The 24,362-nt window shown below is 48.2% G+C and carries 20 protein-coding genes; 2 read left to right on the top strand and 18 right to left on the bottom strand.

Translation table 11 applies throughout. From position 1 onward, the window contains the following. Positions 1-8 precede the first annotated feature (8 nt). The 6 genes from ilvN to B9A14_RS01630 form a co-directional block, all read right to left on the bottom strand. A complete protein-coding gene (gene ilvN, locus B9A14_RS01655) occupies positions 9-542 on the bottom strand; it encodes an acetolactate synthase small subunit (protein ID WP_084663398.1) in 534 nt (177 codons plus the stop codon). Between the two features lie 7 nt (positions 543-549). Continuing rightward, entirely contained in the window at positions 550-2,247 is a 1,698-nt protein-coding gene (gene ilvB / locus B9A14_RS01650; RefSeq protein ID WP_084663396.1) for a biosynthetic-type acetolactate synthase large subunit, read from the bottom strand. A gap of 93 nt (positions 2,248-2,340) precedes the next feature. Beyond that, the gene (ilvD, locus tag B9A14_RS01645; RefSeq protein ID WP_084663394.1) at positions 2,341-3,999 is read right to left on the bottom strand and encodes a dihydroxy-acid dehydratase; all 1,659 of its coding nucleotides are present in this window, start codon (positions 3,997-3,999) and stop codon (positions 2,341-2,343) included. Positions 4,000-4,008: 9 nt separating this feature from the next. Beyond that, complete coding sequence (gene ilvE / locus B9A14_RS01640) at positions 4,009-4,896, bottom strand: branched-chain-amino-acid transaminase (RefSeq protein ID WP_084663392.1); 888 nt, start codon at positions 4,894-4,896, stop codon at positions 4,009-4,011. A gap of 215 nt (positions 4,897-5,111) precedes the next feature. Continuing rightward, positions 5,112-6,518: a group II intron reverse transcriptase/maturase gene (gene ltrA, locus B9A14_RS01635; protein WP_084663390.1), complete on the bottom strand. Its 1,407-nt coding sequence runs from the start codon at positions 6,516-6,518 to the stop codon at positions 5,112-5,114. Positions 6,519-6,996: 478 nt separating this feature from the next. Next, positions 6,997-8,736 (bottom strand): L-lactate permease, encoded by a 1,740-nt coding sequence (locus tag B9A14_RS01630; RefSeq protein ID WP_084663388.1) that lies wholly within the window; start codon positions 8,734-8,736, stop codon positions 6,997-6,999. Between the two features lie 452 nt (positions 8,737-9,188). Here B9A14_RS01630 and B9A14_RS17865 point away from each other — a divergent pair, with 452 nt between their 5' ends. After that, positions 9,189-9,323, top strand: coding sequence for a hypothetical protein (locus B9A14_RS17865; protein ID WP_269456751.1), 135 nt, complete (start codon positions 9,189-9,191; stop codon positions 9,321-9,323). 35 nt (positions 9,324-9,358) lie between these two features. Here the strand turns inward: B9A14_RS17865 and B9A14_RS01625 are convergent, their stop codons facing one another. From B9A14_RS01625 to B9A14_RS01595, 7 genes are all read right to left on the bottom strand, one after another. After that, positions 9,359-9,577, bottom strand: a complete 219-nt coding sequence (locus tag B9A14_RS01625) for an FmdB family zinc ribbon protein (protein ID WP_084663386.1) — start codon at positions 9,575-9,577, stop codon at positions 9,359-9,361. A gap of 19 nt (positions 9,578-9,596) precedes the next feature. Then, entirely contained in the window at positions 9,597-10,694 is a 1,098-nt protein-coding gene (locus B9A14_RS01620; protein WP_084663384.1) for an HD-GYP domain-containing protein, read from the bottom strand. A gap of 297 nt (positions 10,695-10,991) precedes the next feature. After that, complete coding sequence (locus B9A14_RS01615; protein WP_084663382.1) at positions 10,992-12,491, bottom strand: aminotransferase class I/II-fold pyridoxal phosphate-dependent enzyme; 1,500 nt, start codon at positions 12,489-12,491, stop codon at positions 10,992-10,994. Positions 12,492-12,709: 218 nt separating this feature from the next. Further along, complete coding sequence (fbp, locus tag B9A14_RS01610) at positions 12,710-13,855, bottom strand: fructose-1,6-bisphosphate aldolase/phosphatase (RefSeq protein WP_084663380.1); 1,146 nt, start codon at positions 13,853-13,855, stop codon at positions 12,710-12,712. Positions 13,856-14,092: 237 nt separating this feature from the next. After that, a complete protein-coding gene (gene coaD / locus B9A14_RS01605; RefSeq protein WP_084666996.1) occupies positions 14,093-14,590 on the bottom strand; it encodes a pantetheine-phosphate adenylyltransferase in 498 nt (165 codons plus the stop codon). A gap of 19 nt (positions 14,591-14,609) precedes the next feature. Then, entirely contained in the window at positions 14,610-15,644 is a 1,035-nt protein-coding gene (locus B9A14_RS01600; RefSeq protein ID WP_197686545.1) for an acyl-CoA dehydratase activase, read from the bottom strand. Next, the gene (locus B9A14_RS01595) at positions 15,607-17,868 is read right to left on the bottom strand and encodes an acyl-CoA dehydratase activase-related protein (RefSeq protein ID WP_084663378.1); all 2,262 of its coding nucleotides are present in this window, start codon (positions 17,866-17,868) and stop codon (positions 15,607-15,609) included. Before B9A14_RS01595 ends, B9A14_RS01600 begins: the two co-directional genes overlap by 38 nt. 231 nt (positions 17,869-18,099) lie before the next feature. Here B9A14_RS01595 and B9A14_RS01590 point away from each other — a divergent pair, with 231 nt between their 5' ends. After that, the gene (locus B9A14_RS01590; RefSeq protein WP_084663376.1) at positions 18,100-18,837 is read left to right on the top strand and encodes a DUF72 domain-containing protein; all 738 of its coding nucleotides are present in this window, start codon (positions 18,100-18,102) and stop codon (positions 18,835-18,837) included. Here the strand turns inward: B9A14_RS01590 and B9A14_RS01585 are convergent. The 5 genes from B9A14_RS01585 to B9A14_RS01565 form a co-directional block, all read right to left on the bottom strand. Then, positions 18,834-20,165 carry a uracil-xanthine permease family protein gene (locus tag B9A14_RS01585; protein ID WP_084663374.1) on the bottom strand — a complete coding sequence of 444 codons (1,332 nt, stop codon included), beginning with the start codon at positions 20,163-20,165 and terminating at the stop codon, positions 18,834-18,836. The genes B9A14_RS01590 and B9A14_RS01585 overlap by 4 nt on opposite strands. After that, the gene (locus tag B9A14_RS01580; protein WP_084663372.1) at positions 20,155-21,636 is read right to left on the bottom strand and encodes a tripartite tricarboxylate transporter permease; all 1,482 of its coding nucleotides are present in this window, start codon (positions 21,634-21,636) and stop codon (positions 20,155-20,157) included. The genes B9A14_RS01585 and B9A14_RS01580 overlap by 11 nt, the downstream gene beginning before the upstream one ends. 17 nt (positions 21,637-21,653) lie before the next feature. Next, positions 21,654-22,118 carry a tripartite tricarboxylate transporter TctB family protein gene (locus B9A14_RS01575; protein WP_084663370.1) on the bottom strand — a complete coding sequence of 155 codons (465 nt, stop codon included), beginning with the start codon at positions 22,116-22,118 and terminating at the stop codon, positions 21,654-21,656. Between the two features lie 75 nt (positions 22,119-22,193). Next, positions 22,194-23,201, bottom strand: coding sequence for a tripartite tricarboxylate transporter substrate binding protein (locus tag B9A14_RS01570; protein ID WP_172839009.1), 1,008 nt, complete (start codon positions 23,199-23,201; stop codon positions 22,194-22,196). A gap of 61 nt (positions 23,202-23,262) precedes the next feature. Next, complete coding sequence (locus tag B9A14_RS01565) at positions 23,263-24,339, bottom strand: zinc-dependent alcohol dehydrogenase (RefSeq protein WP_084663365.1); 1,077 nt, start codon at positions 24,337-24,339, stop codon at positions 23,263-23,265. Positions 24,340-24,362 lie beyond the last annotated feature (23 nt).

Below are 24,362 nucleotides of genomic sequence, written 5' to 3'. Positions count from 1 at the left end.
CCCCCCTTCTACCCGGTTTGAGTAGCCGTCTCCTGGCCATTGATATTAGCCTCCAAAATCTTGCCTCTCGCCCCCCGCACCAGGGCGATCTTCCCTGTGCGGGCTACTTCCCGGATCCCGAAAGGCCTTAGGGCATTCTCTATGGCGTTTATCTTATCCTCATCGCCTGTGGCTTCTATAATAAGGGTGTCGCGGGCTATATCCACAATGCGGGCCCGGAAGATCTCCACAATCTGCATGATTTCCCCTCTCACCTGGGGATCTGCATTTACCTTGATAAGGATAAGTTCCCGGCCCACATGGGGATCGGCAGTTATATCGCTAACTTTGATAACGTCTATTAACTTGTTTAACTGCTTACACACCTGTTCAATGGTGCGCTCGTCTCCCTCTACTACTATAGTCATGCGGGAAATAGAAGGGTTTTCCGTAGGCCCTACAGCCAGGCTCTCGATATTGTACCCCCGGCGGGCAAAAAGACCGGCTACCCGCATCAGGACCCCTGGTCGATTCTCTACCAGAACAGCTAAAGTATGTTTCATATTCCCTTTACCTCCCTACCACCATCTGACTTAAGGTGCCACCGGGAGGCACCATGGGTAAGACGTTCTCTTCGCGGTCTATTTTAACATCCACCAGGAAGGGACCGTTATAACTTAAGGCCTTTTCCAAAGCTTGAGTTACTTGGGATCTCTCCGTAACCCTAAGGGCAGGGATACCATAAGCATCGGCAAGTTTTACAAAATCAGGGTTACCAGCGGACAGATCTGAATAAGAATAACGTCTGTCAAAGAAGAATTCCTGCCACTGGCGTACCATCCCTAGATAACCATTATCCAGTAATATTATCTTAACAGGGAGCTTGTAATAGCTTATGGTTGCCAGCTCCTGGGAATTCATCTGGAAACTACCATCACCGGTAATAGCTATAACAGTAGCCTCAGGTTTAGCAATCTGGGCACCCATAGCTGCAGGCACACCAAAACCCATGGCTCCTAGGCCACAAGAAGACAAGAAAGTGCGCGGTCGCCTGACCGGGTAATACTGCACAGCCCACATCTGGTGCTGCCCTACATCAGTAGAAATAATGGCCTCTCCTTGAGTTAAACGGTAAAGTTCCTCTATCACATATTGGGGCTTAAGACCACAATCCCTATTATACTGGAGGGGATATTCTTCCTGCCAGCGGCGGATCCTTTCTCGCCAAGCAGGATGTTTTTGGGGACCAGGTAGCTCAGCCAGCAAGGCCTGTAGAGCCCGCCGGGCATCAGCCACCAAAGGAATATGGGCGGGAACATTTTTCCCGATCTCTGCTGGATCGATGTCAATATGGATTATTTTAGCCCGCGGGGCAAAATCCTCAATCTTCCCGGTAACCCGGTCATCAAAACGCACGCCTACTCCGATTAAAAGATCACATTCGCAGACGGCATTATTGGCGGCCACGGTTCCATGCATGCCCACCATACCCACAAAAAGGGGATGATCCTCAGGGAAGGCGCCCTTACCCATCATGCTAATAATTACTGGAATATCTTGGCTTTCAGCTAAAAGCCTTAACTCTTCATGGGCGCCAGAACTTATAACTCCTCCCCCAGCAAAAAGCAAGGGGCGCTCCGCCTTGGATATGGCCTTAACCGCTTGGATCACCTGTAGGGGATGGGGGTCTTGGTACACGCGATAACCCCTTAAAGTACTCTTAGGCGGGTAACCATTAAAAACCTCTATCTGGGTGGTAACATCTTTAGGGATATCTATAAGGACTGGCCCAGGTCGACCTGTAGTGGCAATATAAAAAGCTTCATGGATGGTAGCCGCAAGATCCTTTATATTTTTAACTAGAAAATTGTATTTAGTAATGGGCATGGTGATGCCCGTGATGTCCGCCTCTTGGAAAGCATCCCGGCCGATTAAGTTTACACCTACTTGGCCAGTTAAGAGTACAAGGGGGATAGAATCCATAAAAGCGTTGGTAATGCCTGTTATCAGGTTAGTAGCCCCCGGCCCGGAAGTTACTATGCATACTCCTGGCTTCCCACTAGCCCGCGCATAACCGTCAGCAGCATGGACAGCTCCCTGTTCATGGCGGGTTAAAATATGGCGGATATTGGCTGTATAAAGTTCATGGTAGAGGGGAAGCACAGCCCCGCCGGGATACCCGAATACTGTATCCACACCTTCAGCTTGTAAAGCCCTGATAATTATCTGGGCACCTGTTAACCTCGTTTTCGTACCGAAATCCCCAATGGTAAAAGCACCTCCTTGAAGGGAGTTTGCCTAGCACTGCACCTACCATGAAGTAACGCCATGGCGGTGCTTAACTACCACCTTAAAGGCAATCTACTCTAGTACTGCACCCCGGGCGCCAGAGCTCACCTGGCGTGCGTAGCGAGCCAAATATCCGCTTGTTATCTTTGGAGCCGGCGGCTGCCACTCCTTCTTCCGGCGCTCCATCTCTTCTTCTTCTACTAAGAGATCCAATCGACGTCCTGGGATATCAATAGAAATAAGATCTCCTTCCTTTACCAAACTTAAGGGCCCTCCAGCCGCAGCTTCCGGGGACACATGACCTATGGAAGCTCCCCGGCTGGCACCAGAAAAGCGGCCGTCGGTAATCAAAGCAACTGAAGTATCCAAACCCATGCCAGCCAGAGCCGCGGTGGGACTTAACATCTCCCGCATCCCGGGGCCTCCCCTCGGCCCCTCGTAACGAATAACTACTACATCGCCCGGCTTAATCTTTCCGCCGATGATAGCTTCAAAAGCTTCTTCTTCACTATCGAAGACCCGTGCTGGTCCCTTATGGACCATCATTTCTGGGAGCACAGCTCCCTTTTTAACCACTGCTCCCTCCGGAGCTAGGCTACCATAAAGTATAGCTAGACCACCATCCGGGCTATAAGGATCTTCCACAGGCCGGATGACCTCCGGGTTGTACACCTTTTTCCCCTGGCAATTTTCTGCTACCGTCCGGCCCGTTACTGTCAGGCAATTACCCTCTAGCAATCCAGCACGGTATAGCTCAGCCATAACCGCTGGGATACCACCAGCTTCATGTAAATCCTGTATATGATAGTTACCCGCTGGATCTAGCTTGCAAAGTTGGGGTACGCGCCGGCTAGCTTCATCGAAAACTTGTAAAGGTAACTCTACCCCTGCCTCCCTAGCGATGGCCGGAAGATGCAAGCAGGTATTGGTAGAGCCTCCCAGAGCCATATCTACAGCCACCGCGTTATGGAAGGCCGCTTCGGTCATGATATCCCGGGGACGGATGTCCCTCTTCACCAACTCCAAAATTTTTTGCCCGGCCTCCTTAGCCAAGCGCACTCTAGCAGCATGTACAGCCGGGATGGTGCCATGGCCTGGCAAGCCCATCCCTAAGGCTTCTGTAAGACAATTCATGGTATTAGCCGTGAACATCCCTGCACAAGAACCGCATCCTGGGCAGGCGCAATCCTCCAGCTCCTTAAGCTCTTCTTCCGTCATCTTACCTGCCTGAACTGCACCTACGCCCTCAAACATGGTGGTAAGGGATACATCCCTTCCCAGGTATCGTCCAGCCAACATAGGGCCACCGCTTATAAAAATGGCGGGTATGTTTAGTCTTGCGGCAGCCATAAGCATCCCCGGAACTATTTTGTCACAATTGGTAATGAAAACCAGGCCATCAAAGGGATGAGCTATAGCCATTATTTCGATACTATCAGCAATAAGTTCACGGCTGGCCAAAGAATATTTCATACCCAGGTGGTTCATGGCAATACCATCGCAGACCCCTATAGTGGAAAACTCTAAAGGAGTTCCCCCGGCCATCCGCACACCTGCTTTTACGGCCTCGGCTACAAGTTTTAAGTGAACATGGCCCGGAGCGAGTTCATTGTAGGAGTTTACAATTCCTATAAGGGGGCGAGATAATTCTTCATCCGTAAGGCCAGTAGCTTTAAATAACGAGCGGTGAGGAGCCCGCGCTAAGCCTTTTTTCATGCTATCGCTACGCAATTTCCCTCACTACTCCTTCCGGGGAAAGATTTCCGGTCCATCTACCTGGGTTAACTCGCGAAAAGCGCTGATAAGCCTCCGGGTTATAGGTCCCGGCCTGCCATCCCCGATAGGCCGGCTATCTAGCTGGCTTACAGGGATAACTTCTGCTGCAGTCCCGGTTAAGAAGCATTCATCCGCCGTATATACATCATGGCGGGTGAACACTTTTTCTGCCGCAGGTATACCAAGCTTCCTAGCTAAGTCAAGGACTGTATTCCGGGTGATGCCCTCCAAAAGGCCGATGTGAGCAGGAGGGGTATAGAGGTAGCCATTTTTAACAATAAATATGTTATCCCCCGTTGCTTCTGCCACATAGCCTTCTTTATTGAGCATCAATCCTTCTGGTGCCCCCGCGCGGGTAGCCTCTATTTTGGCTAGAATGTTATTAAGATAATTTAGGGACTTAATGCGCGGATCCAAGGCATCGGGCGCGTTCCTTCGCGTCCCTACCGTAACCAGCTCCAACCCCCGTTCATACAGCTCCTCTGGATAAAGCTGAATATCAGCGGCGATGCAGAAGATGAAGGGTTTGGGGCATTTGCGCGGATCTAGTCCCAAATCACCACGGCCCCTAGTTACCACTAGCCGGATATAAGCATCCTTAAGGTTGTTACGCCGGCAGGTTTCCAGTACTACCTCCATCATTTGTTCCTGGGTAAGACCAGGGTCCAGGGCTATATGCCTGGCCGATTCATAAAGCCTCTGGATGTGCTCCTTTAACTTAAACACCCGACCATGATAAGCTCGGATACCCTCAAACACACCATCACCATAAAGGAGCCCGTGATCAAACACAGAAACTTTAGCCTCTTCTTCGTTCACAAATTTACCATCTAAGTAAATAATAAGCCCCACCCTATCTCTTCCCTCCCACTCTCCTTAGGGCCTCACCCGCCCAAAAGAAGAAATAATAAAGCCTTAAAAAATATGTTTATGTTTCAGTATAAAGAACCTAGCTAGGGGTGTCAAGGATTTTCCTATGTTAAATTCTTGTTAAGTTATCGGGTAGGAGGGGGTGGCTAACCCCCGTCCCCCCACACCACCGTACGTACCGTTCGGTATACGGCGGTTCATAAGGCGCTACGAAGTTCTAAGTACCGTTCAACTAAGCTCGTCAGCCCTTGGTCTTTCCAATATTTAAGGCCAAGGGCCTTATTCACTTGGGGAGTGTTCGCCAGCCGCCAGTACCCTTTCCGGGACTCGCTTATAAGGCTCGCCCAGTCTTCAGGTATCCCTAGCGCTACTAAGTTACGTCTCCTGGTGCGGGGTTTCCTCCATTGTTTTAACAGACACATCCTGAGCCGTCGCCTTATCCATTCATCCAACGCTTCCAGAGTGCTTCTCGTGTCTATTAGCCGAAAGTACCCTATCCATCCCTTAAGATAAGTGTTCAAAAGCTCTATGCGCTGCTTAAGCTCTATACTCCAGTTCCGCCTCGTTATCTGCCGTATCCTATCCTTAAACCGCTTTATCGTCTTGGGCGCTAGCCTTATCCTCGGTTCCCGTTCCCAGGTGAAGGAGAAGCCTAAAAATTTCCTTCTCCATGGCCGGTCTACTGCACTCTTCTCCATATTGACTTTGAGCTTTAGTCGCCCCTCTACAAACCTTTTCACGCTCTCTATTACGCGAAGTCCTGCCCTTTGGCTCTTTACGTATATGTTGCAGTCATCCGCATAACGGACAAATTTGTGACCCCGTCTCTCTAACTCCTTGTCCAGATCGTCAAGGATTATGTTGGCTAAAAGTGGGCTTAACGGCCCTCCTTGCGGCGTTCCTTCCTCTGAGGTTATACAGATACCACCCACCATGACCCCTGCCTTAAGGTAAGCACGGATAAGCTTCAGTACTCTCTTGTCCTTAACTTTCCGGGCTACCCTGGCCATGAGAATGTCGTGGTTTACCCGGTCAAAGAATTTCTCTAAGTCCAGGTCCACCACATACCTGTATCCCTCTCGAATATACCCCTGGGCTTCTTTTACCGCCTGGTGGGCGTTCCTGCCCGGCCTAAAGCCAAAACTATGTTCTGAGAAACCCGGGTCAAAAATCGGCGTTAACGCTTGTAAAAGGGCCTGTTGGATCAGGCGGTCCAGCACCGTGGGTATCCCTAATAGCCTTACGCCTCCGTCGGGTTTCGGGATTTCGACCCTCCGTACCGGCTGCGGCCTATAGGTTCCCTTGAGCAACTCTTCCCTTATCCTCAGCCAGTGCTCCTTGAGGTATGGTCGAAGGGATTTTATCTCCATGCCGTCTACACCAGCCGCTCCTTTGTTGCTCTCTACCCGGCGCAGGGCACGAAGCATGTTGCTCCGCTCTACCACCTTCTCCATCAGGTCGGTACCGTCCCCGCAGGGTGGCTCCCCTACTCGTGCCGGAGAAGGACTAGGCACTCCCACGGTCCCCCGCAGATTCACCGCTTCCTCCCGTGGGTAGCTCCCTTCCAGGATTTTCGGCTGTCTTCGCCCTTCTCTCAAACTCATAAAGTGCCTCCCTGTCCTTATGTTCGGTCCTTCCCTCCCTCTGACGTCTGAGAGAGGTACTATGACCTCTGCTGACTCCTGCCAGTTCAACCGCACCTTCCAGTGCAGGTTACCAGGTTACCTGGCATACCTGGCAGGCCTCCCCGGGTAAGAGCGTTGACTTTCCCTCCATCCATCCGCCGCATATACTCTCAGCAGCCTTCGGTAGCAAGGACTTCGCTTTGGTTCGCAAGCTCATCCAACTGCTGTTAGCCTCCTATGCGGTTCCTGTTCGTCGGACCGGAGGTTTGCCGCCGGCTTCCTTCGGATTCCGCCTCACGGCGGACACCCTTGCCTTAAGCTAACGACTACTGCTACCTTCGTCGTTCGGGACTTCCACCCTATAGCCAACGCCCATGCCGGGCACACAAACAAAGCCCCGGTATATATAACCGGGGCATACAAGTTTTGAAAGCCCAGCTAAATCTTTTACTTTTACTTAACGCGGCGTGTAAGGCGGTATCATCCAGGGGAATACATATGCCTGTAGGAAAATCCAGAAACTAAGTAGGATAGCTAAGGAAATGCTGTGCCATACTACATTGCGGAAGATAGGTCCTACTGCCTTGGTCCCTTCCTCTTGATTTTCATAACAAGCAGCAGTAGCCACCACGATACTTTGGGCATCGATCATCTTGCCCATCACACCACCAGTGCTGTTAGCTGTAACGATAAGCACAGGATTCATACCTAACTGTTCTGCCGTTATACGCTGGAGGCTACCGAACATAGCGTTGGAAGAAGTATCGCTACCCGTTAAAAACACGCCTAACCATCCTAACATGGAAGCAAAGAAAGGATAAAGCCATCCTGTCCGGGTAAAAGCTAGCCCTAAAATAGCATCCAGACCAGAATACCGGGTAGTAAACCCGAGACCAAGTACTAGGCCGATGGTAGCAAGGGGCAATTTCATGCGGTTTATGTTGCGTCTAATGGTCAACTTCCATTCTTCTGCAGACATACGAAGGACAAAGAGTCCTGAAATAAGAGCGGCAATAAATACCCCCGTCCCAGCTGCTGAAAGCCAATTAAAAGTGTAAATGGCAGGTTCTGGATGAGGCTGTGGAGCAACAGGTGGTACCCTGTATACCACATTATGCAAATAAGGGACAGGTATATTTATCACAGAAATCTTGTTTAAGAAGCTTTTCCAACCGGGCAGGCCCCATAGGAAAACCGCAACAGATAGGAGAATCCAGGGCATCCAGGCCTGGATAATTTCACCAGTACTATAGTGGGGCAATTTTTTGCGCCAATCAGGATCTAAGCCCTTAGTCTTACCATGATTTCCGAATTCTTCTTCAGAAGTAATAATACGTTTAGGCTGCCATATCTTTAAGAAGAGCGCCGTTACCACCATACTAAAGATACCACTAACTATGTCCACAATCATGGTATTACCCAGCTGAGACATGGTGAATTGAGCCACTGCAAAAGATAAACCACATACTAAAGTGGCAGGCCATACCTCCCAAACATCCCGCCAGGTACCTCTATTCATAAATACTAAGGTGGCTACCATCCAGAAGGGAACAATAATAGAAAACAAAGGAAGCTGTCTACCCGCCATCATAGTCAATAGTTTCTCTGGTATACCGCTTACACCAGCTAAAGTAATAATAGGAGTACCGATAGCCCCCCATGCTACAGGTGCAGTATTGGCAATTAAGCAGATCACGGCCGCTGGTAACGGACGAAATCCTAAGCCTACCATCATTGCCCCTGCTACTGCCACTGGCGTCCCGAAGCCTGCAGCGCCTTCCATAAAAGCTCCAAAGGAGAAGGCGACTAGCAGAGCTTGAAGCCGCTTGTCAGGCGATATTCCAGCGACAGTGTTTTTTACAATTTCGAATTTACCAGTTACTAAGGTCATGGTATAAAGAAACATAGCTGAAAATACAATCCATCCAATAGGTAACATTCCAAAGGCAAAACCATTTATAAAAGCTGCGATAGCTGTGGGTATTGGCATTTTTTCTACTAAGATAGCTATAAGGAGAGCCGTGGCAACAGCGCAAGCTGCGGCATACGGAGCTAAAATGCCCCTATGCTGTCGCCCCTGCTCATCTTTCCATGGATGAATGGCTAAAAGGTAAAGTAGAACTATTATAGGTAGAGCTGCCACAAGAGTAGAGAGTGCAAAACTACCTAGCGGGTTATAATTCTGATAAAACTTCATTTTGCCACCCCTTCCTCCTGCTTTTACTTTACTGCTTTTATTACTTTACTGCTTTTATTATATCGTCCGCTAAAAAATTCCCTTGTGCTTTGTCCAATACCGTGTTTAGGGTATTTTTTAAAATCACTTTTCTAAATTATTTCGTTGGGCGTAGTCTACTCCTCTCGCCCCCTCTCTTTTTATATGTTCTGATAGTTAGACCATCTTACATGTACAATATATTCAACATGAAAGCAAAAAATCCTGCCAGTTAAATAATAATTTTTATGCAACTTTAAACACTAAACCTGAAAAATGAAGCGAAAGCAAATACTCTCTTTCACTAATGTCGACTTTTCCCTTTGGATCTACTAAAATCTAAGACAATGCAATTTTTTATCTTTCGGAGTGAATTCCCAGCATCATACATAAGTAATAAAGCAAAAATAATCTTTGGAAAGGAGGTCAAAGGAATGCTTAACTGGGAAAGGCTAAAAATAGCTACCCTAAATGAAAACCAGCTAGAAAAGCTTAAAGAAGCAGAACAGCTCCTCAATACAATTGCAGGAACGGACGAAATTTATCTCATAGCTCTTAGCAAAAAGTGAAGAAAAAAGGCCTCTTCCACGAGGCCTTTCCCGTTCTAATGACACCCGCTACAACTGCTACAGCTATTACCGCTACAACTGCCACCCGAGCTTACGCTACCACCGTTACCTTTCGCCATATAAATAAAACCGGTAAACCGCTGGCTCACAGCCCCTCCGCAGGCTGGACAGCGCACTTTATCTTTATCTTTTATAGGTACAAATTCACTGAAGATATGCCCGCATTCCTGGCACCTAAAATCATAGGTTGGCATTTATTCTCACCCCGTTTACCTATTTAAGTTCATCCCCAGGCGGTACCACCTTCACGATCCACCGTTCCCATTCCTCAGCTAAGTTTAGTTCTGGCTGAACTTTAAGCGGTCTCCCCTCGCGGTCGTAAAGAAGACGCACCCGGGGCTTATGGGAATTTCCCGGGAGGGTTTCTAGTACTATTCCTACCTCCCCCGTATTAAGCTGCACTAAAGTACCTACAGGATAAGCGGCTACGTTCGAGAGGAAAGCCTTCACTAAACGGTAATCATGTTTAAAATTACCTGCTGCTGCCAGCATCTCATAAGCCTCGTGAGCGGGATAGGCTTTGCGATACACCCGGTCAGCTGTCAAAGCATCGTATTCATCCACAATAGCTGTTATCGCTGCAAATTCATGAATAGCCTCCCCTTTAAGACCACAAGGATAACCGCTGCCGTTATACCGTTCATGATGCTGACCAGCCACAAGGGGAACAAGCTTCCCCAACCCTTCCTGCTGGTTTAATATCTCAAAACCTAGCTGTGCATGTTTACATACTATTTCATATTCTTCTGGGGTTAAGGGACCCGGCTTATTAAGAATCTCAACGGGTATAAGGGTTTTCCCAATATCATGTAGTAAAGCACCCATGCCCAACTGGAGGAGGCTGGCTTTAGGATACTTTAAGGTTATCCCTGTAATAACAGCGAAAATGCACACATTAACTGAATGGGCAAAGGTGTAATCATCAAGGGCCCTTATATCCTTAAGATTAACCATTATACCCTTATGGCTCAAGAGATCCTCGATAATATTTTCTACTACTTGCCGTACACGTTGTGGTTCAATTAAAGTTGCCTTACCTGCGCTCCTATTTCCTTTAACTCCTTCCATTGTTTCTTTAACCAACTTTAGGGCCTTAAGCCGGGTGGCCTCGGACACTACGTCCGCTATTTCTTCCTCCGGCCCTGTCTCATCGGCTATATAAACGGCCGGTATACCTAATTCACGTAGCCGCTGTATGTAATATGGCTTTAAGATAACACCCTTATTTAATAATACCCGGCCTTCTGCATCAAAGATGGGCCGGGCTACCACCATACCCGGTCGCAAGCATTCCAGAGGAAGTACCCGCAAATGTTCCCCTTCCTCCCTTTCCCTGCTCACGACCAGTTATTCGACACAATTTGAATTTATCCTTTATTCGGAGGTGTATTCCTTGGGAAAATTTCTATTCCTGGATCCTTCCGTTGACGATAGAGGTAATACCCGCAGACTAACACTACTCCACCTAAAAGAATAACCCCATATACAACCATGGGCTAACTCACCCTATGGATATTATAACATAAGTATAGAGGCCCTCTCCACTTCATCTACGCTTTAACTCCGCTTCTTTAGCCCTTCTTCTACCGAAAGCTTACTGCCAATATCCTAAGCCCGCCCGGCGCGGCTTATCGCCTCCCTTTCTAGGAGGCTCACCGTATCCTTCAACACCCGGATATATTTAAGTTCGGGATCCTCGGGTCCCTGGAGATCGGCCTGTTCTTTTTTAAGCAGATTGACATAATCTATAATCTCCCGCGTAATCACCTCTCCGGGGCAGACTAAAGGAATCCCCGGGGGATAGGCTGTAATAGCTTCGGCGCTAATCTCCCCTTCGGCATACTCTAGCTCTATACTGCGGGTCTGGCTATAAAAGGCTTCCCGCGGCAACACCGACATACGGGGTATAGCAGGTAAGGGAGGACAGAAGCGTACCACATTCTTCACAGGGCGATGGCTGGCAATATCCTTAAAAGCTTTTACCACCTGCCTGGCCATCTCCCAATCATCGCCTATGGAGATAAGGAGTAGCACATTGTACAAGTCGGATAACTCCACCTGGATGCGATATTCTCTACGTAAGATATTTTCCATCTCATAGCCCGAAAGGCCTAGATCCTGCACGTTCACTGTAATCTTGGTAGGATCTAGGGCATGGCAACCGGGCACCCCAATTACTTCTTCACCTAAAACCCGCAGGCCTTCGATACCAGATAATTCCTGCCTGATAAAGTGGGCGATCTCTAGAGTACGATCTAGAAGCTGGCGGCCCCAAAGAGCCATCTGCTTGCGCGCTACATCAAGGGAGGCTAAAAGGATATAAGAGGGACTGGTAGTTTGGGAAATATTAAGGACAGCCTTGAGGTGCTTAGGATCTATTCTATCGCCCCGCGCTAAGAGAAACGAGCTCTGGGTAAGGGAACCCGCCAGCTTATGAGCGCTTACCGCCGACAGATCCGCTCCCGCCTCCATAGCGGATAACGGCAAAGCCGGATGAAATTTTAGATGAGCCCCGTGGGCTTCATCCACCACTACCGGAACGTTATACCGGTGGGCTACTTCTACTATTTCCTTTAGGGCCGGAGCTGTACCGTAATAGTTGGGGTTTATGATAAAGACTGCCTTAGCATCTGGATGTTCATTTAAAGCCCGCTCCACCTTCTCCGGTGTTACACCCATGGAGATTCCAAAATCGTGATTGATCTCCGGTTCTATATAAATGGGCCGCGCACCGCTTAAAATAAGACCACCTAGAGCTGAACGATGAGCATTACGAGGGATAATAATCTTGTCACCAGGGTTACATAGAGCTAAGATCATGGCCTGGATCCCGGAGGTAGTACCATTGACCAGGAAGAAGGCATGGTCAGCACCATAAGCTTCGGCTGTCAACTCTTCGGCCTCACGAATAACGCTCCGGGGGTTACAAATATTATCCAGATCAGGCATACAAGTTAAATCCATGGCCAGGACCCGTTCGCCTACATATTCCTTAAATTCCGGTAACGCCCGGCCTTGTTTGTGCCCGGGTACATGGAAAGGCAAAACTCCCTCTTCAACGTACCGCTTTAAAGCAGTGAAAATGGGTGTTCTTGTCTGGTCTAGCACCTCTACAGACCCCCACTTATTAAGTAGCAAGCAAAATCAATTACACCACAAGCTGGGGGTAAATGCAAGGAAAAAATTCTTGGTCTATTTATTTTTTATGCTAATATCCCGGGCTTTCGTCAACAACTTAAAACCATAGCGGGTAAAATTTAAAAATTAAAGAGGGCCCCTTCTTCAGGCCCCCTTAAAAGCGTTACTTAAGAATATGGTACTTAAGCTTACTTCGCGCCCAATTCCTCACGCGCAGCAGCCACTTCTCTTTCTACCCCTTGGGCTACCTTGGTAAACCGGTGTTTTAACCTCGCCATTACTTCTGGTAAAGTAGTATACTCCATATCCTCTAAAGGAAGACGATGGGGCTCAAAGGGCCCTAGCTGGCGGAGGTAACTAGCTACTTCATTGGCAAGCCTGCGAGCCTGGTCGAAAGCCACATCTGCAAAGAGATCCTGTGGCCCTATAAGCTTCCCGTTAGCTAGCTGGAAACCAAGGGCTACCACGCGGGGCGGGCCATCAAATCGGGTAGGTGCAGATTGGGCCACAGATACAGGCATCAAAGGGCCTACATGTGACCCTCGCATCCAACCCGCCACTAAGTGAGGATGGGCGAAAGGCTCCAAAGCCTCTCCCACAGCCGGTAGCCCGCTCTGGCAGCGCACAATACACACCGGATCATCTTTCCCCACATAACGGCCAGCTAGGAAGTTCAGCCTCTGGGTGCTGGAAACAGCCGCAATTTCCCCCGTGGCTTTAGAATAAACAGCTTTAATGCAGTACCGGCCCGGTGCGCCTATGAATACTAAAAGATCATACATTTCCTCAGGTAAGGAGAAGACCACACGCTTATTTTCCACCAAATCATAGACTTCAAAGCGGAAGCCCTGGTGCATCTTGGGATCTATAACTAAACCGATGGTATTAAAGGGATCGGCGAACATTTTATAAAGAGGAAGGTTCCAGGCGCCAGGTTCTGTTTTATCGGCCATAAAGATAATTACAGGTTCGCTTCTTCTCTCTTCAAATTCCATCTCCGCCACACCAGGTCCCATGCCTCGAACATTTCCTGAGAAGGCATCGGAAAGCAAATCCTGGCCGGCGCCGTAAAGCTTCATTTCCCGGGCAACTTCGGTACACCGTAAGAAGGCATTCCAAGCCAGGTGATGGATCTCCGGGCTATCCACTCCCCGGTGATGGGTCATAATTAAGTTAATATCATCTCCTACATGGGTAACATGAAAATCCACAAGAAGATCACTTCCAGCGAGGACTTCCTTTGCTGTCTCTAACAGGCGCGGATGCACGCTGGAATGGCCTACCCACCCTCCAATGTCCGCCTTGATCACCGTTAAGGTAATTTTCTCTGGCATGTATCAACCCCCCTTTTAATGAGGCGATCTGCATCATAAGATCTTACAATAATTATGTTATACTATATGCCTCTAGTACGCAATATAGAATAGCTAATTTCTTGTTTAAGGACAACCTAATTAAGTAAAAAATGAAGAATAAAAAATAGCAGGCCTTAGCCTGCCTATATCCAATCACCCTATTACCTATTCCCAAAGAAACCCTTATCTAAAAAAAGCTTATTTAACGGAAACGCCTTAGACCCTATATTTCTCTGCTAAATTGAATTTCTCGTAAAGGGCTAGTTCTACCGCCGGAGGGACCAACCCCCTGATGCACCCACCCAGGGCAGCCACCTGGCGTATAATACTGGAGGTCAGGAAGGAATACTCCGTGGCTGTCATAAGAAAAACGGTTTCCACTTCCTCGGCCAGCTTTTTATTCATAATAGACATCTGAAACTCGTATTCAAAATCGGAAACCGCCCTTAAGCCCCGTACCACAGCGCAGGCCCCTTCACGCCGTACAAAATCAACTAAAAGGCCTTGGAAGGCCTTAACTTCCACCCCGGGAATATCCCGCGTAACTTCCTGGACCAGCCTAACCCTTTCTTCCAAAGAGAACAAGGTTTGCTTATAGTTATCCCTGGCCACCCCGACAATAACTCGGTCAAAAAGCTTGCACGCCCGCTTGATGACATCCAGGTGACCATTGGTAATAGGGTCAAAGGTGCCCGGATAAACTGCTACCCGCACCATGCTCTCCCCCTTTAGCTTAAGCACCGGGGCGTAAAAGGGTCAACTTTTCCCTTTGATCTTCACGATCAGCGGAAGAAAGGCTTAAGTTAGCCCACTTACCACATCGGCTGCCCCACCGGCCCACAAGCTCTCCATGGACATAAAGTTCGCTTATTTCACAGGTGTTAGCGCAATCGTTGCAAATGAAGCTCCGCGGGGTGCACTTGAAACTAGCTATGGCAGCGATGCCCCGGAACTTAGTGGGCATCCGGTATTTTAGCCACCTCTCCCGCGCAAGTAGTGCTGCTCCCAGGGCACCCATCACGCGAAAATGGGGGGGAACAACTATGGGTAAACCTAGAAGAGCCTCGAAGGCTGCTCTTAAGCCCACGTTGGCCGCCACGCCGCCTTGGAAAAGAACCACAGGTTTTATTTCTCTACCGCGGGCCACATTGGTAAGGTAATTGCGGGCTAAGGCTAAACAGAGTCCAGCGATTAAATCCTCTTTGCTATACCCCATCTGCTGTTTACTGATAAGGTCAGACTCCGCAAAGACCCCGCAGCGTCCCGCAATGCGTACAGGGCTTTTAGATTTTAAAGCTAGTTCCCCGAATTTTTCGATGGGTACATTTAACCGTGCTGCCTGATGATCCAGAAAAGAGCCTGTCCCCGCTGCACACACAGTATTCATGTTAAACCCGCGAGATACCCCGTCCTTAAGGTATATAATCTTAGAATCCTGTCCCCCAATATCGATCACTGTCCTAGCCTCAGGATGAACTTCTCGCGCCGCCACTGCATGGGCAGTAATTTCATTCTTTATAGTATCCGCCCCCACCATGGCCGCGGCCAAATGGCGTCCAGACCCCGTGGTACCTACAGCTAGTACCTGGGCATCGGGGAGTGCATCCTGAAGTTCTTTAAAACCCGTCTGCAAAGCCTCAATGGGGCCACCGTGGGTTCGAAGATAAGTTTCAAAAAGGATCTCCTTTTCCGGGCTTAAGGCCACTATCTTACTACTTACGCTACCCACATCAATACCCAAGAAGCACTCCAAATCTTCCACCTCCATAGCTTAAGCCCTCTTCTCGTCTTTCGGCCAGAACCTCTAAGAAAGCTTCCAGCCGCGTCTCCCAACCTGCTGTTCCTGTCTGCTCGTTGATTATCAGAGAAAGCAAGGGTAAATCTAGTTTCTCGCTTAAGGGCACCATTATATTCTGGGCTACTGTTTCGGGCATACAGGTAAAAGGCAAAAGATGTATCACTCCATCAAAGCCTTCCTCTTTAGCCAGCACTAGCTCGCCTACGCTTTCTTGGCCATGACCTCCTACAGGAACGCTTAAATAAGGCCTAGCAGCAGATATGACCCGCTGGTGGTGTTGACGAGCTTCCTGCTTATTTAGTACATGGAGATCAAACCATTGGGTAGCCGTCAAATTACGTACTACTTCTACCCTTAAGTCGGCTCGCGAAGCTAAGAAACGCTCGATTTCTTGATTAACAAAACTCTCTAAAACTGTATAAATCTCCCCTATAATCTTTACCCGCAAAGGGATAATCTCTTCTTCCGGTATAGCTTGCAACTCCTCCCACAATTCTTTTTCTGCCCTTTTAACCTGCCCAACATAACCCGCCTCCTTGATCTGCCGTACAAATCTCCTCCATACCCTATCGGCTGCCCCTCTAATTTTTTCATAAGCCCTTTTCCGCCGGACCCAAGCCTCACCCCGGTCCAAGGCAGCCATCTTATGATAACCTAAGTATAAGCCTTTCGCTATCTTCCATAAAGGTGCGTTACCTGTAGCTTCCCGCAAAGCCTGGCGGAAGGTTTTCCAACGGGTTTTTAAAGGTACCGGGGAATCTATAATCACTAACCGGAAGTCGTATCCTTTACTCTTAAGGAGGAGTTCCTGGAGCTGGGCATACCAACCAAGGCGACATCTTCCCTTACCACCCACCATGATAATGGTATTAGCGCCTTTTTCCAAAACAGCTCGCATCTGGCCTAGGGTGGTAACCAAGGGATAACAGATAAACTCAGGAGCCAGTTCCTTCCCTAGCTCCACAATGGTTTTACTTATGGGAGGTGTAGGTATCATCTCAACCCCGCACTCAGCCAAGGCAGATTCCAAGGCGATATCCAAAAGCCCCATCCCCGGGGCCCCTACCTTAAGTTCTTCCCTCCTTAAGGCAGGGATGTGCGAAACTGGTAACCGCTGGCTCTCGCTAACCTTAGCTAGCTCGCCATTCAACACTAAAGAATCTGACCTTGCTCCAGGAGATGCTTGTGATCCTAAAGGAGACATCCAGGGCTCTCCGGCGCTGGTGTCCAGGAAAGCTTCCAACCGGGTAACGAAGCCGGCTTCTCCAGTATGCTCGTCCACTGTAAGACGCAAAAAAGGTATACCTCTAGCTTCAGCCTCAGCTTCTAGAAAGGCTTCCAGTACAGAGGCAGGGCCACAAGAAAAGGCTTCCATTAGGATAAGTTTATTTACCAAACCCCGCCGTAACAAGTAAAACCCTGCCCCTAACAGCCGGGCCTCAAAGGCCCACATCCTGTTCCCTTCAAAAAGGGTCCCCACTTCCTTTGAGATCTCTTCTTGCGGGACCATCTCGGCTGTCCAAACTCGCCCATACTCGCGCAACCGGTCAACTAGGTTATGTCCCACTATATCATAAAGGACATAGGGGTGACCTAATACTCCTATAACCTGGGAAGGATCATACTCGGCCGCAGGGTCAAAACGGCGCCGTGGCCCCCCACCCTGACCCGTTATTTGTGCGTAAGCCTCTACCACAGTGAGACCCTGGCGGGTTAACCTTTCAAAGAAAGCTTGCCTTTCTTTTCCCGCCCTTATAGCTTCCTCCGCCTTCTCTATACTTGCCCCTAAACAAGCCGCCACTTCTTTGAGGCTTTCTTCCCAAAACCCAGGTTTTTCCCTCTCGTTCCACTCAGGGGTTAAAATCTGGTTCCTCTTTAGACCAAGCCCATTCTTTAGCATGTCTGCTATCCCAATAAGTTTGGGGCAACAATAGTTGTCCTTATCTACACTAGAAAGAACGGGGACAAACAGGTAATCTACTCCTTTTTCCAAGAGCCTCTTAGCATGGGCAAAATAGAGCTTTACCGATACACAGGGTTCATCTGTAGGGCAGCAAACCATATCGGCTAAGGTCCGCCCGTCGCTAGGAGGAGATACTACTATTCTTACCCCCAAGGCTTCCAGGAAACCCTGCATAAAAGGAAAAAGATAATAATACGACAATCCCCGTGGGATACCCACCCGTAAAGGCACTGGCGGTCACCCCCTGCTAAGTTAATTATACTCCTTCGCCAAGATAAGGCAAGCTTTGCCAAAGCGCAACGCCTCTTTGGAGTATTCCCTGGGAGTACGAGTACTTATACGGAGATGTTATATTTTTAGAGGAAATAGAATTAAACATGTAGAATAAACCTCTCATAATTCATGGGTTGGCTTACCATGGTAAGCTATTCTCGCTTTTAAAGTTAGAGGGAGGATTCCAGGGTGGCCAAGCTTTTCCTTGGAACCAGCGGATTTAACTATCCCCATTGGCGGGGCCGGTTTTATCCTCTAGAACTGCCAAGCAAAGATTGGCTTAAATTTTATGCCTCCTATTTTCCTACTGTTGAGCTCAACGTAACTTTTTACCGCCTACCCCGGCCCACCACCTTTGGTAACTGGTACGAACAAACTCCAGAAGATTTTACCTTCGCTTTAAAGGGCCACCGCCAGATAACCCATTACAAGCGCCTTAAAGAAACGGAAACTGAGCTTGAAAAATTCTTTCATCATGTATCCCACTTGCAGCATAAACTAGGGATCATCTTGTGGCAGTTACCTCCTGGCCTTAAAGCAGACACAAAGCTACTAGCGGATTTTATCGCCGCCCTTCAAGCTCACCCCCTGGCTAGTCAAGTACGTCACTCCTTTGAATTCCGCCATGCAACCTGGTTCTCTCCTCAAGTTTACTCCCTTTTATCTTTAGCGGGGTGTGCCCTCTGTCTGGCGGACAGCCCTCGCTGGCCTAAGGTTGAGGAAATTACAGCAAGCTTTGTATACATACGCTTCCACGGAAGCCAGAAGCTGTACGCTTCCTCTTACACCCGAGAAGAGCTGAAGGAATGGGCTAAAAAAATAAAGCATTGGCTAGAACAGAACCTGGACGTCTATGCTTACTTTAATAATGACGCCCAAGGATATGCCCTCGCCAATGCTAGGGATCTATTAGATCTACTAGCCTAACCTTTCTTCTGGGTTAATTGGTGCTGGCGTTTTCTCCTAAGGATTACGTGTTCTAGCAAGATACTGGTTAACGTCCCCACAATGACACCATTGCTCAAAGCCCCTGCGGCCCAAGCAGGCACCTTTGCCCAATATGACGAAGGTAAAAGCATTACTCCTATCCCTAAAAGGAGGCTTAAGCCTATTATATAGCTTTCCCTTATGGCAATTTCCTCCCGTAACATATCCTTTAGCCCAATCACCGCTAGGGAACTGCCTGATACCAGCAATACTGCAGCAACTACCGGTTGGGGAATGCTCCCAATAAGCCTCCCTAAAGGGGGAAATAATCCCATAGCAATAAACATTAGGCAGGCCAGTATAAAAGGTGGGGAAGATGCGTTCCCCGTAACGGAAATAAGTCCAGCAGAAATAGCAAAGGGAATAGTTCCCACTCCGCCCCCGAGTCCGCTCATTATATTAACCACCCCACTGGCTGCTAGCCCCCTGTCATATTTATTGGCGGACAATCTATCGCCTGTAGCGGCTTCCCAGGCTGAAATACTACCTATTACATTAGGTATCAGCAATATACCCAGTAAACTTAAGGAAAATAGGGTTCCAAAATCAAAGGTAGGCCTACCCCAAGGGAAAAGAGAGGGCAACGAAATCAAGCCCACATCTTTTATCCTGGGGAAGGATGAGGAGCCGGTTACTAAGCTCAATACCCACCCAAAGGCAACACCTACTACAATGGCCCCTTGCTTTAACATCCCTCTACCGTTCAGGGTGAGATAAACCACCATTATCAGAACCAAGAGGCCAATACCAAAAAGCTTTATTCCCCCACTAATAATACCTTTAACCCCTACGCCCCCAATCTGTAATCCTAATACTGTAAGGAGTACTCCTGTAATGCGTGGTGTAAAAAGGGACCGCCACCTGGTGATTAGCCTGGCCCATGCCATTATAGCCAGAATAACCCCCACAACGATCATGGCCCCTTCGATGTTAGTCCGGACCTGTACCAGAGACTTACCCGTCCCGGCCGCCATACTAGCCAAAAGTATATAGGCAGCCCACCAAGGAGCTGCCGGCCCTTCCACTAACAATACTCCGTGGCCAAACTTGACCTGAATTAAACTAGCCAAGCCGGTTAGAAAAAAGGTTATTTGACTTAATCTAGCTATTTCCCAAGCACTCATTCCCAGGGCGCTCCCCGCGATGACGGGAACTGAAATAATGACTCCTAGGTGAAAAACAACCCACTGGAGGGCGTAAAGCCAAAGGCCTGATTTTCCCTGCAAAGTATCCTGCCTCCCCATCAAGCTCACTATATCAATCTGCACTTATAACCCTGGGCTTTTTAACTAGCATGAAAATAACGATAGCCAAAGCTATCCCATACATAACGAGGGAAAGGGGTGAGGACACAAAGATCATGGGATTTCCCCGGCCCATAATTAAGGCCTGGCGCAAAGAACGCTCCATTATGGGCCCCATTACCAAGCCGATGAGGAGGGGAGCAGGATCGTATTCATATTTCCGCATCAAATATCCCACTACTCCAGCCCCAAGCATTACCCATACATCAAATATATTGTTGTTGTCAGCATAGGCCCCCACAATGCAGAATAGTAACACGATAGGCATCAAGTATTTGGAAGGAATACGAGTGATGCTGGCCCATATTCCTACCAGTGGTAAGTTTAAAATTAACAACATTATATTACCAATATACATGCTGCCAATTACTCCCCAGAAAGCGGTGGGATGATCACGCAAGAAAAGGGGGCCAGGTGTAACTCCCACCAAGAGCATACCACTTAAAAGAACAGCAATGGCAGGGGAAAAAGGTATTCCAAGGGAAAGCAAAGGTACCATGGCTCCCGCGCAGGCAGCATTGTTAGCCGATTCCGGGCCAGCCACGCCTTCGATGGCCCCGTTACCGAACTCCTCTTTATGCTTAGAAATGCTTTTTTCTAAGCTATAAGAAGCAAAAGAGGCAATGGTCGCACTTGGGCCTGGAATAAGGCCGATTAAAAATCCAAGGAAACTCCCTCGAAGTATAGGAGGTAGAGACCTCTTTATTTCCTCCCTAGTAGGATAAAGATCTCGTAAGCGTACCTTAGTGACAAGTTCCGTCTTTTCTTCTGGCTGGCTGGCTAACCATAAAATTTCGCCCACTCCAAATAAACCCGCAGCTAGGGCAATAAAACTTAAGCCAGTACCTGCCAAAGCCTGGTTAAAGGTAAACCTGTTCACCCCGCCCAAGGGATCCAGTCCCACAGTAGAAAGCAAAAGTCCCAAGGCTATCATCAAGAATGCTTTTATACCACCTTTGCCTGAAAGATTGGAAAGCAAAATAATACCTACTACAGTTAAGGCAAAAAATTCAGCCGGCCCAAAGGCTAGGGCTGCTTTAGCCAGAGGGGGAGCGAAGAGCTGCAATAAGATTATCCCCAGGGTTCCAGCTATAAAGGAACCTATAGCACTGACAGCTAAGGCTGCACCGGCCCTTCCTTTTCTAGCCATCTTGTAGCCTTCTATACAAGTAACTACACTGGCCGGCTCTCCTGGTACATTGACCAGAATAGAGGTAGTGGAACCACCGTACATAGCCCCATAATAGATTCCTGCTAGCATGATCAAACCTGCTGTAGGTCCCATCTTTACAGTTAAAGGTAAAAGCAGAGCCATAGCTGCAGCAGGGCCCAAGCCCGGTAAAACTCCTGTCAATGTTCCTACTACTACTCCTATAAAGCAAGCAAAGAGGTTATAAGGAGTAAGGGCTATTTCTAAGGCAGAAAGAAGGGACATAATTAAACAGGACCTCCTTAGATGAAAAGACCTCTAGGAAACGAAACCTGTAGCCAGAAGGCAAAAATTAGGTAAGCTCCTAAAACAGCGCCCAACGCTATTCCTATAGCTTTACTCCATTCTCTAACCCCCAATAATTTGCAGCATAGGCAGACTAAAATAAAGCTACTAGTAAAAAAACCTAAAAATTCCATACCCCAAAGCACAAGAATATTTAACACCACAAGGGCCACTATTTTTCGTTCGCTACCCCAATTAATACCTTTACTATTTCTTTCTCCACCTTGCCTTTGGACTCTATAAGTTAATATATTAGCCAACAATAACCAGCCTGCCATCGCTACAACCGCTATGGCTACAAGCAAGGGGAAAACGGCCTCTCCCGGGGAATCTAGGGTCCCTAAATCGTATTGAAAAGAATATATCAGAAAGAATATTCCAATACCTGCTATTACTAGGCTGCTCGCTACTCCCTTACCCAATCTATCAACTCCCCCAAGTTATCTTGAGGGGGACACCCTTAAGTAAGGTGTCCCCCAATTATCATTCAAAAAATACTACTGCTTCTTCATGCCGATCTGCTCCATCAATGCCGCCAGTTCCTTATCCTGCTCGGCAATAAACCGGTCAAACTCTTTAGCCCCGCGAAATTCGATATTAGCGCCCATTTCTTCGGCAAATTTCTTGAACTCAGGGTTCTCGGCTACTTTCTTAAAGGCTTCCTCCAGTTTCTTGATTACCGGTTCGGGTGTACCAGCAGGTACTGCAATACCACGCCACAGGGAAAGGGTAAGGGGGATGCCTTTTTCTTTGAACGTTGGTACATCAGGTAAAATCTTAAGCCTTTCTTCTCCTGTAATAGCCAAAATCCTTACCTGACCGGCCTTTACTTGAGACATAATCTCTGCCGGTAACTGGGAGCTAGCCTCAATCTGACCTCCTAATAGGCTAGATACAGCTAAACCCTGTCCAAAGGGTACATGAGTAAATTTAGCACCTGTCTTATTTTCTAACGCTACAGCTACCAAGTGGGTGAAGCTACCTTTACCTGAATTACCAATCCTAATTTTGCCAGGATTTTTCTTGGCATACTCTATAAATTCGTTTATATCCTTCCAAGGTGCATCGGCTTTAACAGCGAGACTCACGGGTTCGGTAGTGAGTTCGGCCACCCCGCTGAAGGCGGTATAGTTGAAATTCATGTTACCAGCATGATAGGCAGTATTAATAGAGTTAGAATTCCACACAATTGAATAACCATCCGGTTTCTGTTCCTTTACATAGCTATATCCTACAGCCCCACCAGCACCAGTCCGGTTAACTACAGCAATAGGCTGTCCTAGCTCTTTACCAGCCAGCTCTGCCACTTTACGAGCCAAAAGATCAGCTCCACTGCCCGGTCCAAAAAGAACAGTCATTTCAATGGGTTTAGTAGGGAACTCTATTTTTTGTTCCTTAGCCTGCCCGCCAGGGGAACCCTGTTTCCCCCCACAACCTCCTACTATAAAACTTAAGCCCGCTAGTAGCATACTGGCCATTATTATACCTAAAATTCTTTTAACCATAATTTGCATCCAGACCTCCTTCTTAAAATAATCATAAGTTCAAAATCTCAAAATGGTTTTTTTAAGGATTCACCACCACCTTCATAGCCCCGTCTTTACGGTTTACAAAGTAATCCAGAGCTGTATGGAACTCCTCCAGGGGGAAAGCATGGGTCATAATAGGCTTAGCATCAATTTTCCCCTGGGCCATAAGGGAGAGAGCCCGCTGGCAATTACGATTACCCTCGCCACGTACGGTAAGAAGGCTTATCTGGTTAAGGACCACATAGTCTAAATTGGCGGTGACTGGCTCTTTATAGAAAGATACCAGTACTACCACTCCGCCCTTCTTAGCTGACTTAATAGCTAGCTCGAAACTGTCGGAGGTTCCCGCACATTCAAAGACTCTTTCTGCACCCTTACCATTAGTCAAGGCTAAAATCTTGTCTAAGGGTGCGGGTTCCTCCCGCACGTTAATGGTATAGGTGGCTCCCAACAGGCGGCCCTTATTTAAGCGATCCTCGCGCGTGCCGACCAGGATTATCTTTTCTGCTCCTAAAGCTTTAGCGCACTGGACTACGGAAAGCCCGATGGGACCGGGGCCGATGACTACTATCGTATCTCCCGCAATATAGCCTCCGCTTTTATCTATGGCGTAGAGGGCGCAGCCCGCTGTAGTCACATAAGTCGCTTCGTTAAAGGAAATGTTATCGGGGATCTTATATACAGAATTTACATGGTGGACAGCGTATTCAGCAAACCCCCCATCTACCGTCATCCCGGCAGCCCGATGACCCTTATCCAGCCGGCCGTAGTTCAAGCAAGCGGTATACTTTCCATCAATGCAATTTTCGCAACGTCCGCAACCCTTATGGGCTTCGATGGCCACCCGGTCGCCCACTTTAAATTCGTCCACTGTCTCCCCTACAGCTACCACTGTGCCGGCCCACTCATGGCCGAAGGTAAATTCTCCATAGGGGGGCATCTTAGGCATACCTTTAGTAATAATTTTGACATCGGTTCCGCAAATACCACATGCCGCTACCCTTACTAGAACCTCCCCCGGTCCAGGTTTAGGGACAGGCTTCTCTACTAGCCGGACATCGTTAGGTCCAAATAAGACTAAGGCCTTCATTTTTTCGGGAATAGTAAATTCCATAATTTTCTTGACCCCTTTCTTCT

Origin of the sequence: Thermanaeromonas toyohensis ToBE (assembly GCF_900176005.1) — a bacterium.
Classification (GTDB): Bacteria; Bacillota; DSM-521; order Neomoorellales; family Neomoorellaceae; genus Thermanaeromonas; species Thermanaeromonas toyohensis.
The sequence above is the reverse complement of the archived record's forward strand: the minus strand, read 5'-3'. Positions and strand labels throughout refer to the sequence as shown.

Coding starts and splice junctions, on each gene's coding strand:
- ilvN (WP_084663398.1), bottom strand. CDS start 542: ATGAAACATACTTTAGCTGTTCTGGTAGAGAATCGACCAGGGGTCCTG.
- ltrA (WP_084663390.1), bottom strand. CDS start 6,518: ATGAGTTTGAGAGAAGGGCGAAGACAGCCGAAAATCCTGGAAGGGAGC.
- B9A14_RS01630 (WP_084663388.1), bottom strand. CDS start 8,736: ATGAAGTTTTATCAGAATTATAACCCGCTAGGTAGTTTTGCACTCTCT.
- B9A14_RS17865 (WP_269456751.1), top strand. CDS start 9,189: ATGCTTAACTGGGAAAGGCTAAAAATAGCTACCCTAAATGAAAACCAG.
- B9A14_RS01625 (WP_084663386.1), bottom strand. CDS start 9,577: ATGCCAACCTATGATTTTAGGTGCCAGGAATGCGGGCATATCTTCAGT.
- fbp (WP_084663380.1), bottom strand. CDS start 13,855: ATGCCAGAGAAAATTACCTTAACGGTGATCAAGGCGGACATTGGAGGG.
- B9A14_RS01600 (WP_197686545.1), bottom strand. CDS start 15,644: ATGGAGGTGGAAGATTTGGAGTGCTTCTTGGGTATTGATGTGGGTAGC.
- B9A14_RS01580 (WP_084663372.1), bottom strand. CDS start 21,636: ATGTCCCTTCTTTCTGCCTTAGAAATAGCCCTTACTCCTTATAACCTC.
- B9A14_RS01570 (WP_172839009.1), bottom strand. CDS start 23,201: ATGGTTAAAAGAATTTTAGGTATAATAATGGCCAGTATGCTACTAGCG.
- B9A14_RS01565 (WP_084663365.1), bottom strand. CDS start 24,339: ATGGAATTTACTATTCCCGAAAAAATGAAGGCCTTAGTCTTATTTGGA.